The 15,245-nt window shown below is 73.2% G+C and carries 15 protein-coding genes and 6 tRNA genes; 12 read left to right on the top strand and 9 right to left on the bottom strand.

Annotated elements, in window-relative coordinates; genetic code table 11:
• Positions 1 to 818 precede the first annotated feature (818 nt).
• A complete protein-coding gene (locus ACIO1C_RS22085) occupies positions 819 to 1,910 on the top strand; it encodes a phosphotransferase (RefSeq protein ID WP_401866079.1) in 1,092 nt (363 codons plus the stop codon).
• A gap of 68 nt (positions 1,911 to 1,978) precedes the next feature.
• Entirely contained in the window at positions 1,979 to 2,293 is a 315-nt protein-coding gene (locus ACIO1C_RS22080) for a zf-TFIIB domain-containing protein (protein ID WP_401866078.1), read from the top strand.
• A gap of 89 nt (positions 2,294 to 2,382) precedes the next feature.
• Here the strand turns inward: ACIO1C_RS22080 and ACIO1C_RS22075 are convergent.
• The 4 genes from ACIO1C_RS22075 to ACIO1C_RS22060 all read right to left on the bottom strand — a co-directional run bounded on the left by ACIO1C_RS22075 (position 2,383) and on the right by ACIO1C_RS22060 (position 2,759).
• A tRNA-Val gene (locus ACIO1C_RS22075) sits at positions 2,383 to 2,454 on the bottom strand.
• 49 nt (positions 2,455 to 2,503) lie between these two features.
• Positions 2,504 to 2,575 (bottom strand) — tRNA-Val (locus tag ACIO1C_RS22070).
• Positions 2,576 to 2,612: 37 nt separating this feature from the next.
• A tRNA-Val gene (locus tag ACIO1C_RS22065) sits at positions 2,613 to 2,684 on the bottom strand.
• 1 nt (position 2,685) lies between these two features.
• A tRNA-Cys gene (locus ACIO1C_RS22060) sits at positions 2,686 to 2,759 on the bottom strand.
• Positions 2,760 to 2,949: 190 nt separating this feature from the next.
• On the opposite strand from ACIO1C_RS22060, the gene ACIO1C_RS22055 reads away from it, so the two are divergent.
• From ACIO1C_RS22055 to ACIO1C_RS22045, 3 genes are read left to right on the top strand one after another with little or no spacing between them, the layout of a single operon-like run.
• On the top strand, positions 2,950 to 4,086 hold the full coding sequence (locus ACIO1C_RS22055; RefSeq protein ID WP_401866076.1) for a chorismate-binding protein: 1,137 nt from the start codon (positions 2,950 to 2,952) through the stop codon (positions 4,084 to 4,086).
• Positions 4,086 to 4,907 (top strand): aminotransferase class IV, encoded by an 822-nt coding sequence (locus tag ACIO1C_RS22050; RefSeq protein ID WP_401866074.1) that lies wholly within the window; start codon positions 4,086 to 4,088, stop codon positions 4,905 to 4,907. The genes ACIO1C_RS22055 and ACIO1C_RS22050 overlap by 1 nt, the downstream gene beginning before the upstream one ends.
• A 59-nt stretch (positions 4,908 to 4,966) precedes the next feature.
• Positions 4,967 to 5,839 (top strand): GNAT family N-acetyltransferase, encoded by an 873-nt coding sequence (locus ACIO1C_RS22045; protein WP_401866072.1) that lies wholly within the window; start codon positions 4,967 to 4,969, stop codon positions 5,837 to 5,839.
• A 31-nt stretch (positions 5,840 to 5,870) separates the two neighbouring features.
• Here the strand turns inward: ACIO1C_RS22045 and ACIO1C_RS22040 are convergent, their stop codons facing one another.
• The gene (locus ACIO1C_RS22040) at positions 5,871 to 6,389 is read right to left on the bottom strand and encodes a DsbA family protein (RefSeq protein WP_401866070.1); all 519 of its coding nucleotides are present in this window, start codon (positions 6,387 to 6,389) and stop codon (positions 5,871 to 5,873) included.
• Between the two features lie 227 nt (positions 6,390 to 6,616).
• Between ACIO1C_RS22040 and ACIO1C_RS22035 the strand changes: the two genes are divergently transcribed.
• On the top strand, positions 6,617 to 7,066 hold the full coding sequence (locus ACIO1C_RS22035) for a hypothetical protein (RefSeq protein WP_401866068.1): 450 nt from the start codon (positions 6,617 to 6,619) through the stop codon (positions 7,064 to 7,066).
• 181 nt (positions 7,067 to 7,247) lie between these two features.
• Complete coding sequence (locus tag ACIO1C_RS22030) at positions 7,248 to 7,400, top strand: hypothetical protein (protein ID WP_167034211.1); 153 nt, start codon at positions 7,248 to 7,250, stop codon at positions 7,398 to 7,400.
• Positions 7,401 to 7,427: 27 nt separating this feature from the next.
• On the opposite strand, the gene ACIO1C_RS22025 is transcribed toward ACIO1C_RS22030, so the two are convergent.
• Together ACIO1C_RS22025 and ACIO1C_RS22020 are read right to left on the bottom strand one after the other, a co-directional pair.
• A complete protein-coding gene (locus tag ACIO1C_RS22025) occupies positions 7,428 to 7,997 on the bottom strand; it encodes a CGNR zinc finger domain-containing protein (RefSeq protein WP_401866066.1) in 570 nt (189 codons plus the stop codon).
• Positions 7,998 to 8,254: 257 nt separating this feature from the next.
• A complete protein-coding gene (locus ACIO1C_RS22020) occupies positions 8,255 to 8,668 on the bottom strand; it encodes an SsgA family sporulation/cell division regulator (protein ID WP_003987206.1) in 414 nt (137 codons plus the stop codon).
• A 190-nt stretch (positions 8,669 to 8,858) separates the two neighbouring features.
• On the opposite strand from ACIO1C_RS22020, the gene ACIO1C_RS22015 reads away from it, so the two are divergent.
• Both ACIO1C_RS22015 and ACIO1C_RS22010 read left to right on the top strand, forming a co-directional pair.
• Positions 8,859 to 9,356, top strand: a complete 498-nt coding sequence (locus ACIO1C_RS22015) for a TIGR02611 family protein (RefSeq protein ID WP_401866064.1) — start codon at positions 8,859 to 8,861, stop codon at positions 9,354 to 9,356.
• 78 nt (positions 9,357 to 9,434) lie between these two features.
• Positions 9,435 to 9,506 (top strand) — tRNA-Val (locus ACIO1C_RS22010).
• 83 nt (positions 9,507 to 9,589) lie between these two features.
• Here the strand turns inward: ACIO1C_RS22010 and ACIO1C_RS22005 are convergent.
• A complete protein-coding gene (locus ACIO1C_RS22005) occupies positions 9,590 to 12,199 on the bottom strand; it encodes an SCO7613 C-terminal domain-containing membrane protein (protein WP_401866062.1) in 2,610 nt (869 codons plus the stop codon).
• 123 nt (positions 12,200 to 12,322) lie between these two features.
• Here ACIO1C_RS22005 and ACIO1C_RS22000 point away from each other — a divergent pair.
• Positions 12,323 to 12,394: transfer RNA gene (locus ACIO1C_RS22000), tRNA-Val, on the top strand.
• Between the two features lie 47 nt (positions 12,395 to 12,441).
• Here ACIO1C_RS22000 and ACIO1C_RS21995 read toward each other — a convergent pair.
• Positions 12,442 to 13,170 (bottom strand): 3'-5' exonuclease, encoded by a 729-nt coding sequence (locus tag ACIO1C_RS21995; RefSeq protein WP_401866060.1) that lies wholly within the window; start codon positions 13,168 to 13,170, stop codon positions 12,442 to 12,444.
• A 188-nt stretch (positions 13,171 to 13,358) separates the two neighbouring features.
• Between ACIO1C_RS21995 and ACIO1C_RS21990 the strand changes: the two genes are divergently transcribed.
• Together ACIO1C_RS21990 and ACIO1C_RS21985 are read left to right on the top strand one after the other, a co-directional pair.
• On the top strand, positions 13,359 to 13,925 hold the full coding sequence (locus tag ACIO1C_RS21990; protein WP_401866058.1) for a DUF4365 domain-containing protein: 567 nt from the start codon (positions 13,359 to 13,361) through the stop codon (positions 13,923 to 13,925).
• Positions 13,925 to 15,211 (top strand): hypothetical protein, encoded by a 1,287-nt coding sequence (locus ACIO1C_RS21985; protein WP_401866057.1) that lies wholly within the window; start codon positions 13,925 to 13,927, stop codon positions 15,209 to 15,211. The genes ACIO1C_RS21990 and ACIO1C_RS21985 overlap by 1 nt, the downstream gene beginning before the upstream one ends.
• The last annotated feature ends 34 nt before the right edge of the window (positions 15,212 to 15,245 follow it).

Genomic DNA, 15,245 nt, shown 5'->3' with positions numbered 1-15,245 from the left:
CCGGCCCGGCCACGAGTCCTGGGTTTTGTGTCCCGGACCCGCCCAGGGATGGGCTGGAGGCGTGAGCTGCCGCCTCGGCCCCGGTGGTGTCTTCGGTTGGCGCCGCGTCCCCCGGCCCTGGCCAGGAGAGGCCCGAGGTATCGGCCCCAACAAGCCTCCGGTCGTGGACGCGTTCCCTGGACGCCAGGGTTCCCTGCCGGGCCGGGGCTGCGGACGGGCCCCGGCCCCGGCCCCGCACAGGCCCCCGGCCCGGGCCCGAACCTGTTCGCCGGTTTTGGACGCCGGCCCGCCCCGGCGCTGGACGCGCCCGCCTTCGCTGTCATCCGTGGCCACGGACGTGTCTCCGGGCCGGCCCCTGGCCGCGCCGCCGGAACGCGGACAGGTTCCTGGCTGTGTACGCCCCAGCGCCTGCTGGTCGTTTCGTGTCCGTGGCCAGGCCACGAGGCGCCTCCGGGCCCCGCCTCGGCCGCGCCCGTTGGACCCGGCTGCCGATGCCCCTGCCTCGCCTGTACGTAAACGGTCCCCCCCGGAGGGCAGGGGCGGGGTGTCGGCCTTGTGCGCAGGGCGGCGCGTGACTTGGGGCTGTCGGACACGGCCAGGAAGGCCCCCGGGCCCGAGCGTCGCCCCGCATACGTGCCCCTGCTTCGCGGGCAGGGAAGGGGGACGGGCCGGGGCGCTATGCCGGGCTTCTCCGGGTGGAGGCGACCGGGTGTCGTGCCGTCGTTCTCCGTGGCGTCGGGTTCACGCGCGAGCCTGCGTCCGCCCCGTTCTCCCTGTCGCCCGTACACTCGCTTCGAGCCATACCGCCCGGGGGACCCGTGACCGCAGACATCGTCAGCGCGCTCGCCCTCGTGGCTCGTCGGGCGGCTCATCAGTCCGCCTCCCCGTCCCCGTCCCCGTCCGCCTGCGCCGCCTGCGGCGGCGACGGCGGTGACGGTGACGACGTGCTCGCGGAACGGGCCGACGGGATGGTCGTACGACACGGCGACGCCGTGGCCAAGGCGCACGCCGAGACCACCGACCCGGCCGACCACCGCGCCAGGCTCGCGGTCGCCTCCCATCCGCTGCTCTCGGGGATCCTCCTGCCCCCGCTCCCGACCGCCGCCGGCGCACTGCTCGGCCGGCCGGTCACCTCCTGGCCGTACGGCGCTCCCGTCGACCCGGCGGACCCGGACGCCGCGCCGTGGGAGGAGACCGGCACGCTCCTCGCCCGGCTGCACTCCGTCCCGCTCGACGCCCTCTCCCGTACGCCCCTGCCTGCCATGCGCGGCCCCGCCAAGGTCGCCCGCGCCCTCGCCCGGCTGCGTGCCGTGTCGCCCCCGGCCCCCGGCCGCCCCACAACCCCCACGACCACGGTGGAACCCGCGCCCGCCCCTGGCACTGGCACTGTCAAGCCGCCCATCAGCGCGCCCGCCCCCGGACCCGCCCCCCACCCCATCCACCGCGCCGCCGCCACCCTCCCCCCATGGGCCCGCGGCGAAGCGCCCCCGCCCCCGTCGCCCCGCGCGCTGTGCCACGGAGACCTGCATCTCGGGCAGCTCGTGCGGTACCCCGTGTCCAGCGGCGCCTGGGTGCTCATCGACATCGACGATCTGGGTGCCGGCGACCCCTCCTGGGACCTCGCCAGGCCCGCCGCCTGGTACGCCGCAGGCCTGCTCCCGCCCTCCGCCTGGGAGCGGTTCCTCGGCGCCTACCGCGCCGCCGGCGGCCCCGCCGTGCCCGCCGGCGGCGACCCCTGGCCCCAACTGGACGTCGCCGCCCGCGCCCTCACCGTCCAGACCGCCGCGCTCGCCCTCGTCAAGTGCGCCGCCGAACACCGCGAACCCGACGACGTCGAGCGGTTGATGATCGACGCCTGTGCCCGAATTGCAGCAATCCCGGCCGAGTTGGGGGCAGGTCCGCCGTCGTAAGGTGAACCGACTGCCGCCGGGCGTGTGTTCCGGCGGCGCCGAAGAGACGGCGAGGAGCTGAGCCGACGATGCAGTGTCCCAAGTGCCACGCAGCGATGCACACGTACAACCGCAACGGTGTCCAGATAGAGCAGTGCAGCGGCTGCCGGGGAATCTTCCTCGACTACGGCGAGCTGGAGTCCCTGACCCGCCTGGAGTCGCAGTGGGTGCAGCAGGCCCCGCCGCCCGTGCCGCCCGCCCCGCAGCAGGGCTACCCGGCGGCCCCCGCGCCCGCCTGGGGCGCCCCGCAGCACGGCCAGCACGGCCAGCACGGTGGTCACTACGGCGGCCACGGCGGCCACCACAAGAACAAGAGCTTCGGCCGGATGCTGTTCTCGTCCTGACGTCTCTCGTCCTGACGGCACGGCCGTGTGAAGAGAAGAAGCCCCCAGCCGTTGAACGGCTGGGGGCTTCCCTCGATACGCGGTACGTGTGCGCGATACTGGGATTGAACCAGTGACCTCTTCCGTGTCAGGGAAGCGCTCTCCCGCTGAGCTAATCGCGCGGGACCATCATCACTACTCACTACTCACACAAACCGTGCTCATCTTGCGTGCGCGATACTGGGATTGAACCAGTGACCTCTTCCGTGTCAGGGAAGCGCTCTCCCGCTGAGCTAATCGCGCGGGACGTACCGGTGGTGCCTGTCTTGCCTATCCTGCGTGGACGATACTGGGATTGAACCAGTGACCTCTTCCGTGTCAGGGAAGCGCTCTCCCGCTGAGCTAATCGTCCTTGGAGGTGGAGACGGGATTTGAACCCGTGTAGACGGCTTTGCAGGCCGTTGCCTCGCCTCTCGGCCACTCCACCCGAGCGACGCGTTTTCCAACTGCGCCACGTGGGCCTGTCGTTTCCGTTCCGTGTGCACGGCCCGGCGACGAGTTGAACTCTAGCGGATTCCCGAGCCAGCACAAAAACGCGTTTGCGCAGCGTGCTGCGGTGCGTGCACGGTGCGTTCCGGCCAGAGCGGCGCGGTGGGGCTTGTTCTAGACTCGCAAGCGTGCACGACCTCGCTCCTCTGGCCCGCTTCGGGAACCTCGTCGCCTCCGGGCTGCGGGATGTCACCCATGATCCCGAAGCCCTCGACTCCACGGGGTTCTGGGCGGTGGCCGCGGACTTCGAGGGCCACCTGACCTGCGCCCGCTTCGACGACGTACGTACGGAACCGGTCCCGGCGGTGGTCCCCGGGCAGTGGCGCGGACCCCGCGCGGGTGACTGGACGTCGTCGCTCGACCACGCCGCGTACACCTCTGGCGTGCGGCGCATCCGTGAGCACATCGCCGCCGGTGACGTCTACCAGGTCAACCTCTGCCGGGTCCTCTCGGCCCCCCTGCCGGACCCCGACGCCGCCGACGTGGACGCGCTGACGGCCCTGCTCGCCCGCGAGCACCCCGCCGCGTACGCCGGGACGATCCGGCTGCCCGGGCACGGCGTCGAGATCGCCACCGCCTCGCCCGAGCTGTACCTGTCGCGCGACGACCTCACCGTCGAGTCCGGCCCGATCAAGGGCACCGCCCGCACGGCCGCCGAACTCCTGGACAAGGACCGCGCCGAGAACGTGATGATCGTGGACCTCGTCCGCAACGACCTGGGCCGCGTCTGCGCCGCCGGTTCCGTGACCGTCCCCGCGCTCATGCGGGTCGAGCCGTACCCCGGGCTGGTCCACCTCGTGTCGACCGTACGGGGCGAACTCACCGAAAAGGCCGGCTGGGCCGATCTCCTGCCCGCCACCTTCCCGCCCGGCTCGGTCACCGGCGCGCCCAAGTCCAGCGCCCTGACGATCATCGAGGAGTTGGAGGCGGAACCCCGCGGGCCGTACTGCGGAGGCATCGGCTGGGTCGACGCCGACCGTGGCACCGCCTCCCTCGCCGTCGGCATACGCACCTTCTGGATCGACCGCGAGGGAACCGCGGGCGGAACCGCGGGTCCCGTCCTGCGCTTCGGCGCCGGCGCCGGCATCACCTGGGGCTCCGATCCCGAGGGGGAGTGGCGCGAGACGGAACTCAAAGCCGCCCGGCTCCTGGCGATCGCGTCGGGCGTGTACGGGTCGGATGAGTACGGGGCGGACGAATCCGGGTCGCATGAGTCCGGGTCGCACGAGTACGGCAGGTACGAAGAAAGTGGAAGGACGGCCTGATGAAGATCTGGGTCAACGGCGCACTGCACCCTGCGGAATCCGCCCGAGTATCCGTGCTCGACCACGGAATGACCGTGGGCGACGGCATTTTCGAGACCGTCAAGGCCGTCCACGGACAGCCCTTCGCCCTCACCCGCCACCTCGACCGGCTCACCCGCTCGGCCCGCGGCCTCGGACTGCCGGACCCCGACCTGGACGAGGTACGCCGCGCCTGTACGGCCGTCCTCGACGCCAACCCGGCGGCCCTGGGCCGCCTCCGGATCACCTACACCGGCGGGCTCTCCCCCCTCGGCTCCGACCGGGGCGACGCGGGACCGACCCTCGTCGTCGCCGTCGGCGAGACGACGCGCCGGCCGGACACCACCGCCGTGATCACCGTCCCTTGGACGCGGAACGAACGCGGCGCCCTGACCGGCCTCAAGACCACGTCGTACGCGGAGAACGTCGTCGCTCTCGCCCGCGCGCGCGAACAGGACGCGTCCGAGGCCCTCTTCGCCAACACCGTGGGCCAACTCTGCGAGGGCACGGGCTCCAACGTCTTTGTTGTCCTCGACGGCGAACTGCACACCCCGCCCGTCGCGTCCGGCTGTCTGGCCGGCATCACCCGCGCCCTGACCGTCGACTGGACCGGCGCCCACGAGACCGATCTGCCGCTGGACGTCCTGGAGCGCGCGGAGGAGATCTTCCTGACCTCCACCCTCCGCGACGTCCAGGCCGTCCACCGCGTCGACGGCCGTCACCTGCCCGCGGCACCGGGGCCGGTGACCGCCAAGGCGATGCGGGTGTTCGACGAACGCTCCGGCGCCGACCTCGACCCGTAGGACACGCCACCGGGCAAAAGCGGATGCTCCGGGAGCGGAGGACGGGTACAACTCCCCTGATGACCACCACACTGCGGCCGACCGAGCCGCTCCAGCAGACCGACGACGGCGCCCGCTCCCGTACGTACGAGGTATGTGTGAACAGCCGCCCCGTCGGGACGATCGCACTCGGCACGGACCCTGGCTTCGGCCCCGCCGTCGGCGTGATCCAGGCGCTGCGGATCGACGGCTCCGACCGGCGGCGCGGGCGCGGCACGGTCGCGGCCCTCGCCGCCGAAGAGGTGCTGCGCGGCTGGGGATGCCGGGAGGTGCTGGCCTCCGTGGAGATCCCCGGGCAGGCCGAGCACACCGGGCAGGCCGGGGACGCCGCTCCCGCGCTCCGCCTCGCCACCGCCCTCGGCTACACCGAACGCAGCAGCAACATGGTCAAACCGCTGCCGTCCCTCCCGCCCGAGCTGCCCGACGGGACCGTGGGCCGGCCGCTCCAGGACAGCGAGTACGACGCCTGGTGGGCCGCGGCGTCCACGCGCTACGCGCAGGCCTGGATCGACCGGGGCGCCTCGCCCGAGCTGGCCAGGGCCAAGGCGGAGACGTCCAGGACCGAGGTCCTGCCCGACGGCCTGGCCACCCCCGGCGTCTCACTGGACGCGCTGGTCCACGCCGGGCAGGTCGTCGGCACCCTCTGGGTCTCCCGGCGCGAGGAGACGCCTGACGAGCCGGGCGCGTACGTGTACGACGTCGTGGTGGGGGAGGACCAGCGCGGCAAGGGGTACGGCCGCGCCTTGATGCTGCTGGCCGAGCGCGTGGCCCTCGGCTTCGGGGCGACCCGGCTGGGACTGCACGTCTTCGCCGGCAACACCCCCGCGATCCGCCTGTACGAGTCGCTCGGTTACGTGACGACACACCGGAACTTCCACAAGGCGCTTCTCTGACGCCTGAGGTCCTGACGTCCGACGCCTGAGGTCAGGCGTCCCCGCGCGCCACCACCCGGTCCACGATCGCCTCGATCCGCGCCCGCAGCCCCTCCTGGCTCGTGCCGCCGTCGAGCCGCTCGCCGTCGATGACGTACGTGGGCGTGCCGGTCACCCCGATCGCCTTGCCCTCGGCCTGGTCCGCGTCCACGATCAGGATGTGCCGGCCGTCGATCAGGGCGGTGTCGAACTCCTCGGCGTCCAGGCCCAGCCCCCCGGCGATCTCCAGCAGCACCGGCTCGCCCTTGGCCGCGAGGTCGTCCGTACGGGCCAGCACGGCTTCCACGTACGCCCAGCCCTGCCCCTGCTCGAAGGCCTCCTCCGCGGCCTGCGCGGCGGCGAACGCGTGGCGGTGCTTCTCCAGCGGGAAGTGGCGCAGCCGGGGCTCCAGCCGGCTTCCGTACCGCTCGCGCAGCGCCCGCAGGTCCTCCAGGGCGTGGCGGCAGTCGGGACACTGGAGCTCGCACCAGAAGTCGAGGATGACGGGGTCGGCGGGGGCGGAATCGTTCATGGACGGCAGTCTTCCAGCCCGGGTGCCCCCGGCCCAACCACCCGGAACGAGGAAGCGACCCCCAGGCCCCCCTCAGCTCCCCCGTCCCCGCCCCAGGGAGGAGGAGGCCCCCGAGATGCCCCCGAGATCTCCCTGAGGTCACCCCGTTGCGTGGCCCCGACCGCCCCACCAGGTGCACAGTGGAGGCACGACACGTTGCCACGACCCGGCCTGCCTGGAGGACCCCGATGATTGCCGAGACCATCTTCTCCGCGGTGTCCGCAGCCGGTCTGGGGATCGCCGCGGTGACGGCGTACCGGAAGCGGTTCCTGTCGGCGACCCGCATCGCGGCGTACTCCCTGGTCCCGGTCGGCCTGGTGATGACCGGCGTCGTCAAATGGGTCGCGCACACGGCCTTCTCGCCGGTCGCCTGGCTCGGCTTCGTCGTGCTGGGTGTCGCCTGGCTGCTCTTCCTGACGACCCGGGCGGTGGAACGGCGCAGGGGCGGCACCCGCAAGGAGCGCAGGGCGGCCGCGAAGGCGGCGCGGCGCGAGGCGGTCGCCCCGGCGGCGTCCGCGCCCTCCCTCCCGGGCCGCAGCCCGGCGGTACGGCCCGAGCCGCAGCCCGCGCCGCGTGCCAAGGGGTCCGGCGACGACTTCAGCGACATCGAGGCGATCCTCAAGAAGCACGGCCTCTGAAGCGCGGCCTCCGAAGCACGGTCCCCGAAGCACGTCCCGCGTGCCGACACCCCCGAAAGGGGCCTCTGAGCAGCCCCCGTCTTGAATGCCGGACGGTTATCCACGGAATATGATGAACTACCGCGCAGAAGACGCGTGTTGGTCATCAGCCGGGTTCGGGGTAGGTCATCATCGCCCCGAGATGCTCGATACCTCCCGGGACCAGACCCCGGCACCCACCGATGAGCAGCGCGGTTGCCTCTTCGCGCTCTCCCAGCCGCCCCTGATGATCTTCCTCACGGTGATCGGCGCCCTGCTGCTGATGGCGGCTGTCCACGACCTGTTCCTGCTGTGAGGAACGGTGACCAAGGGCCCGCGAGGTTCAGCCGGCCGCTTCCTTGCGGCGCGCGCGGTACGCGGCCACATGCAGCCGGTTGCCGCAGGTGCGGCTGTCGCAGTACCGCCGGGAGCGGTTGCGTGACAGGTCGACGAACGCGCGCCCGCAGTCCGGGGCCTCGCAGCGCCGCAGCCGTTCCTGTTCGCCCGCCACGACGATGAAGGCCAGGGCCATGCCGCAGTCGGCGGCGAGATGGTCGGCGACCGAGGCGCCCGGCGCGAAGTAGTGGACGTGCCAGTCGTAGCCGTCGTGGTCGGTCAGCTGCGGGGTGGTGCCCGCCGCCGCCACCAGCTGGTTGATCAGGGCGGCCGCCGTCGGCGCGTCCGGCGCCCCGAACACGTCCGCGAACCGCTTCCGTACGTCCAGCACCGCCCGCAGATCACGGGCGCCCAGCTCCTCCACCCCGCTGACGTGGTGATCCCGTACGAAGGTGTGCAGCGCCGCGATGTCCGCGAGCCCGTCGCGCGTGACCTCCGCCGCGTCGCCGTCCGGCGCGGTGTTCACCAGATCGACCACGGTTTCGAGGGCGATCCTGGTGTCGTGGGGAATCAGCACGATCCGCTCCCTGGCCTGCTGCGGGCCGGTGCCCGCCGAATCCCGCCGACTTTAGCCGCTGTACGGGGCGGGCGTGGCCTCGCTGGGACACCGTTGCACGCATGGGCGTACGCGGGCGCACAGGCGTGCAACGCGCACGCACCGGCGCCGTCGCCGCGGTGGATTCCGCGGCGACGGCGCCGGTGTTCTCCGTATGTGGTTGTCAGCACGGCGCCGTCTCCCCGAGTCGGACGGCGCCGAGCGGCCCTCGGCCTGGCTCAGTTCTCGGCCAGGATGTGCGAGAGTTCCGTGTCGAGATCGAAGTGGCGGTGTTCGGTGCCCGGTGGCACCGCGGCGTCGGTCCGCTTGAGGAACGACTCCAGGGCCCGCGCCGGGGCCTCGAGCAGGGCCTCGCCCTCCGGAGAGCTCAGAGCGATGCAGACGACGCCCTGACCGTGGCTGCGCGACGGCCAGACTCTGACGTCGCCGGTGCCGGTGGGCCGGTGCAGCCCCTCGGCGAGAAGGTCGCGGGCGAAGACCCACTCGACCGTCTCTTCGGCTCCGGTGTGGAAGGTGGCGTGCACGGCGTAGGGATCGGCCGTGTCATACCGCAGGCCCGCGGGTACAGGCAGTGAGGACTCGCTCGATACAACGAGGCGCAGGTGCAGCTCGCAGCTGACCGTGGTGTTCATAAGCGCCAGGGCCTTTCGCTCAGTGTGCGCTCGGGGATTCGCACGTCGGCGAAATCGACATGCCACCTACGGTGTCGTTGTAAACCCCTCTGTCTGTTTTGTGATCCTTGGGATAGCTCGTACAGCGGTGCGTGACTTCAGGCCATACCGCCATTCCGGTGACGTGACCGATTCCGGTAGGTTGGGGGTTATGCATGCGGAGAGTGACGAGCGGGGGGACGCCGTCGTACCGACGGCTACGGCGGACGACAGGAAAGTTGAATCCGGGGCGCATCTGGTGCGGGTACGGAAGACCGAGGACGAACGGACCGGGACGGCGGAGCTGGGCTCCCGGGCGCCCGGCTTCATCAAGGCGTCGAGGCCGCTGCATCTGAGCTGGCAGGTCGGGGTCTTCATCGTCGGGCTCGCCGTGGTCGGCGGGGGCGTCGTGCTGCTGCCGCTCCCGGGTCCCGGCTGGCTGATCATCTTCGGCGGCATGGCGATCTGGGCCACTGAGTTCGTCTGGGCGCAGCTGGTGCTCCGCTGGACCAAGCGGAAGGTCACGGAAGCCGCCCAGAAGGCCATGGACCCCAAGGTCCGGCGGCGGAACATCGTGCTCACCAGCATCGCGGTCGCGATCCTCGCCGCGCTGCTCGCGGTCTACCTCTGGAAGTTCGGCTGGGTCCTGCCCTGGAACATCGACCGCTGACCCGGAGTCGACCCACCGGCGGCCCCGTACACGGCGGGGAGCGCCGCTGACATGGGGTAATGTGTGCGGTGCGTTCCCGGGCGATTAGCTCAGTGGGAGAGCGCTTCGTTCACACCGAAGAGGTCACTGGTTCGAACCCAGTATCGCCCACCCGGAACCGAGGCCCCCAGACCTGACAGGTCTGGGGGCCTCGGTCATTTCCGGGAGTGGGTCAGCCATTTCCGGGAGGTGGGTCAGCGCAGCCGGCCGAGGCTGTCCCGCAGCCGGCGCGCGTCCCTCAGGCGGTGTTCGTACGTCGCCCCCACCGCGAGGAGCAGCAGTCCGGCCAGCGCCGGCGGCAGCCAGCGCGGCAGCGCGCCCGCCACCTGTACGACGTACGGCGCCAGCTCGTGCAGCCCGACCAGTGCCAGGACCGCGCCGCCCAGCACCAGCGGCGCCCGGAGGCGGAGCCGGGCACCGGCGAGCGTGACCGCCAGCGCGCCCAGCCCCAGCAGCAGCGGCCGCGCCCAGTGCGGATCGCCCCAGACCGCCACCAGGCTCGGCAGCAGGGTGGCGGCCAGGCCAGGACCGTACGCCGTCCACGACGACGCCTCCGGATCGCGCCGGCGGCGCAGCAGACCCACGGCGAGCGCGGGGACGGTCACCGGCAGCGTGTACGGCTCGGGCGCCCCCACCCCGGAGGCGGCGAGCCGCACCCAGGAGGCCAGGACGAACAGCCCGGCCGCGGCGTACCCCGCCACGGCCCGCCGCTCCGCGCGCACCGCCGTGCCCGCCGCGATCACCCCGCACAGCGCGAGCACCAGCGCCAGGACCGGGGCCCGGCCCAGCGCCAGGACCACGGCGAGCGCGCCTACACAGGCACCGGCGATCTCGACGGGCGCCGCCACCGGGTGGAGCCGCAGCCGCGCGCCGAGCAGCGCCACCAGGGCCGGGACGACGAGCACCAGGACCGCCACTCCCTCGGCCGACAGCCCCGCCGCCGCGCCGGCCGCCACGACCAGCCCCGTGGCGTACACGACGGCCACACAGCCGAGCACCGCCTGGACGCGCACCCGCGGCGGGACGACGACCGCCTCCGTGGCCGCTTCCCGCCGCCCCACGTACTCCACGGCCACCGCCGCGCCCGCACAAAGCAGTGTCAGGGCCGCGAGCACCGTCACCGTCGCGGGCCGGGTCGCGAGGGAGAGCAGCGCGGCACCGGCCCCGCCCGCCAGGGCGCAGCACAGGGCGGTGACCGTCACCGACGTGCTCACCGGGCCCTGCGGGGAAACCCCGACACGGCCGGGGAGGACCGGGAGGACCGGGAGGACAGCGAGGGCCAGCGCGAGGGCTGTGAGGATCACCGGCACCACCAGCGCCGCGCCGAACCCGAGGTCCAGCGTCAGCGGCAGGATGAGCAACGCGGCCCACACCAGCGCCACGACCCCGCACCACAGGGCGGCCCGCGCCCGGTGCGAGCCGGTCGCCGTACTCGTACCCGTCGCCGTATCCGTGGCCGTACCCGCATCCGAAGCCCCGGCCGTCGACGCCGACCCCACGCCCCGCATCCGCCTGTACGCCACCCCCAGCGCCCCGGCCACCACCAGCAGCACCAGGGGAGCGGTCGTCAGGTCGGACCACGGGAAGTCCGTCCCGGCCGCCGACCGCGCCCGCCCCGGCGCACCCGACCACACGTCAGCAAGCCGCCCGGCCCCACCGCCCAGGGCCACCGCCACCAGCGGCAGCGCCCACACCACCGAGAACGCCCCCACACCCCCAGCGGCGCCGACCAGTCCCCGCACCACCGGGCGCGGCAGCCGCACCCGTACACCAGGCACCAGGACCGTCACCGCCGCCAGCGCCCCCGCGCCCAGCACATACGCGGGCACCGCCCAGCTGTCCGACACCCCCGGGCGCACCACCCCGCCGACCGCCGCGATCACCGCCAGCCCCGACACCCCCGCGCACCCGACGGCCCCACCCGGCAGGCGCGGCGCGGCGAACAGGCCCAGGGCCGCCCCCGCGAGCAGCAGCACACCCGGGCCCGCCGCGGCCACCGGCGACCCCGCCGTCAGCGACAACTCGCAGGCCGTCAGCAGCGCCGGCGCCCCGACCACCCCGGCGCCCGCCGCCGCGAAGCCCCGTACCAGGGCCGGCTTCGCCCACACCACCACCGCCACGTCCAGCGCGGCCGTCACCAACAACGCCCAGGCCGTCGCCGACACCGGCGCTCCCGCCGCCGACACCCCAAGCGGCAGCGGGAGTTGGGCGGCCACCACGGCCGCGGGCAGCGGAACGCGGAGCCCGCCGACCACCAGCCCGTACCCCGCCCACAGCGCCGCCAGCACGGCCGCCGCCCCCGCGACGTACCCCAGGGGCGGCGTGCCGGACAGCGCCGTCGCGTACAGGCCGTACGCGTCCAGGACCGTCAGCACCAGCGCCGGCGCGGCCACCGCCTCCGCCGTCGCGCCCAGCCCCCGGCGCACCAGCAGCGCGGGCACCGAGAGCGCCAGGACGGTCACCGCCCCCAGCACCGCCGACCGGCCGGTGATCCCCATCTCACCCCAGCTGACCAGCGTGAAGGCCACGGCCGCGATCGCCAGCAGCACCCCGCCCAGCGTCAGCAGCACCTGCTGCGCCCCCGGCTGGGACGTCTCGGCCCGCCGCGCGCCACCCTGCCCACCGGGGGACGCCCACCCGGCCCCCCACCCCACCGGGGGCGCGCCCCGCGGCGGGCCCGCCGCCGCCAGCAGGCTCACCAAGTAGGACCTGCGCCACAGCAACTGCCCCCTGCGCGCGTCGAGTCGGGCCAGCTCCTGGTCGAGGAACGCCAGCTCCTGGTCGGGTCGTAGCACCTGTGTCATGGCAGCGAGTGTGGTGCGCGCCACAGCCCGTGCCATCGGCGCGCCTACTCAGATCGCCGGGTGAGTACGTCACATCCGGTTTGAAGCGGAGCCGTGCGGGCCTGTATGGTTCAAGGCGTTCCCGGGCGATTAGCTCAGCGGGAGAGCGCTTCGTTCACACCGAAGAGGTCACTGGTTCGAAACCAGTATCGCCCACCGGAAAAAGCCGGTCCGTCCCCGACGGGCCGGCTTTTCCGTGCCGGTCAGGCCGCCGCCGCGGGCACCTCGGGCCGCAGGGGCCACGCCGGATCCACCGACTCCTCCGTGCCGTTGCGCGAGAACCACGCCTGCAACCCCCGCGCCTGCGCCGCGTGCCACACCGCCTGGAGCGCGTGCAGCTCCGCCGCCGACAGCCGCTCCATGCGCGAGGCGAACCGCCGGCCCACCGCCCGGACCAGCTCCAGCGACGCCAGCGCGTCGGCCGCCGCGTCATGGGCGCCCTCCAGCTCCACGCCGTACTGGACACAGAGATCCGTGAGCGTACGGCGGCCCTTGCGATAGCGGTCCAGATGTTTGTCCAGCACCCGCGGATCCAGCACGCACAGCGGCACGTTCTCCAGATGCCGGCCCAGCGACGACGCCCGGTGCCGCCTCAACTCCCGGTCCAGCAGGGTCAGATCGAACGGCGCGTTCATCACCACCAGCGGCCGGCCCGCCGCGCACTGCTCCGCCAGCGCCCGCGCCATCTCCTCCACCGCCGGCGCCGGCCACCGGCCATTGCGGTGAAGGAAGTCGTCCGTCAGACCGTGTATCTCGGTGGCCGCGGGAGGCACCGGCACGCCCGGGTCTATCAGCCACCGCGTCACCCGGGGCCTCGCCCCCGCCATGTCCTGGACGACCAGGGCGGCCGAAACGATCCGGTCCCCCTCGACGTCCACTCCCGTCGTCTCCGTGTCGAATGCGGCCAGCGGGCCTTCGTACCAACGCGTCATCCCCGAACTCCTCGCGCATATCCGGCAGATGGCGTCCATCCTCTGCCCGAATCGGTGATACCCGGACAGGACGTGTGGTACGCACTGTTTACGGAGGACGCCGGAGGGTGACAACACAAGGGACGGACACGGACGTTGACGGCCCGTCACCCCAATTCACCTGTACGGCCCGGAAGGCACCCAGAGCCATGGCTCTCGCGCAGCCCGAACCGGGCGGGCTGCTGCCCGAGCGGATCGCACCGCTGCGCGGAGCACTCGCCACCACCGCCTGCATGGAGACACTCCAGGTGGGCCACCTCCACGCGGTCGCCGCCGCGGCCGGCTGCTCACTCAGCCAGCCCTTCCCCGACACCGGCATCGACTGGCACGTCAGCCACAGCTCACCCGGCCATGTCGTGGACGACGAGGTGACCATCAAGGTCCAGCTCAAGAGCACCTACCAACTCGCCCCGCACCCGGCCGGCCCGGCCTTCTCCTTCGCCCTCGACAACGCCCACCTGGTGAAACTGGCCCGCACCCCCGTCTCGGTGCACAAGATCCTGGTCGTGATGATCGTGCCCCGCAGCCAGGACGAATGGCTGCGCGCCGGCCACGACCGCCTCGACCTCAGACACTGCTGCTACTGGATCAACCTGGCGGGCCACCCCGTGACCGGCCGCCACCGGACGACCGTGCGGGTGCCCACCGCGCGCATCTTCGACGACCGGGCACTCTGCGAGATCATGACCCGCGTCGGGTCGGGAGGGAGACCGTGATGCACCGGCCGTCCGACGAGCCCGCCGACGAGGTGACCCCCTGGGCCGCCCGCCCCCGCCCCGCGCACGATCCCGCGGCGGAACCACCGGGCCCCTGGACGGGCGGTCTGGCGCCCGACCCCGCGCGGACCGACCCCGCCGTCCTCGGCGCGCTCCTCGCCCGGCACGGCTGGCGCCGCCGCGGCGGCGCCCCCGGCCGCTACACCCGCTGGACACCCCCCGCACCCGCCGGCGGCGGCACCAGCCTCCTGGTGCCCGAGAGCCGCGCCTTCCCCGACTGCGACGACCTGCTCGCCGAGGCCTTCACCGCCCTCGCCCGCAGCGCCGCCCCCTCCGCCCGCGAGATCCTGGTCGGCCTCACCGTCCCCAGCGACGAGATCCGCTGGTGGCGCGACGTGCCGCAAGGCCCCTCCGGGGCGGCGGCCTGGACCGTACAGGAACAACTGCGCACGGCCGCCAGGCAGTTGCTGCTGGCCGGCGCGCTCGCCGTGCGGAGCAGGGCCGGCTACTACGGAGCCCGCCACCGCAGCCAGGCCCAGGCCTCCCTCGAAGGCATCCTCGTCGGACCGGCCCCCGGCGGACGCGAACTCACCGCCTTCGCCCCGGTCACGGACGGCCGCGCCGTCGCCGTCCGCCTCCACCACGCCCTCTACGCCACCCGCGAGGCCGTCGACTACCAGCGGGCCACCGGTGGCATGGAGGCGTTCGACACGGCCGTCCAGGCAGGAGTGAGCCGCGAGCTGACCGACGCCGTGGTGGCTCTCGTACGCGGCACGGAAGGCGCCCGCATCACCCTGGCCTGGGCACCCGGCGCGGGAGTCCCGGACGGCTGCGTGCCACGCCCCGAACCGGTGGAGTTCTCACCCGGCGACCTGCCCGCGCTCCGCGAGGCGGGCCGGCGCTACCTGCGCGACGAGCCCTCCATGCCCGTACGGATCACCGGAGCCGTCATCCGGATGCGCCGGGCGGGACCGCGCGGCACCGGATCCGTACGGCTGCGGGTCCTCGCCGGGGCGGAGATCCCGCATGTACGGGTGGCACTCGACGAAGAGGCGTACCGCATCGCGGGACACGCGCATCTGGTGGGCCTGCCCATCCGGGTCGTCGGCCGGCTGGAGAGCCGGGGCGGCTTCCGCAGGCTCTCCGACGCCAGCGGTGTGGTGCCCGTCCAGGTGGACGAGGCGGAGCGCGACCGGCTGATGAAATCGCTCCAGGAGAACCTGGACTTCTTTGAAGAGGCGTGCGGCGGGGGCCCCGATCCGGAAGCCGGTGCGGAAACCGTTTAGTGGGTGACGGCCCGGGCTCGGTACGATTCCTGAT

The sequence above is a fragment of the Streptomyces sp. NPDC087420 genome (assembly GCF_044744165.1).
Taxonomy (GTDB): domain Bacteria; phylum Actinomycetota; class Actinomycetes; order Streptomycetales; family Streptomycetaceae; genus Streptomyces.
The sequence above is the reverse complement of the archived record's forward strand: the minus strand, read 5'-3'. Positions and strand labels throughout refer to the sequence as shown.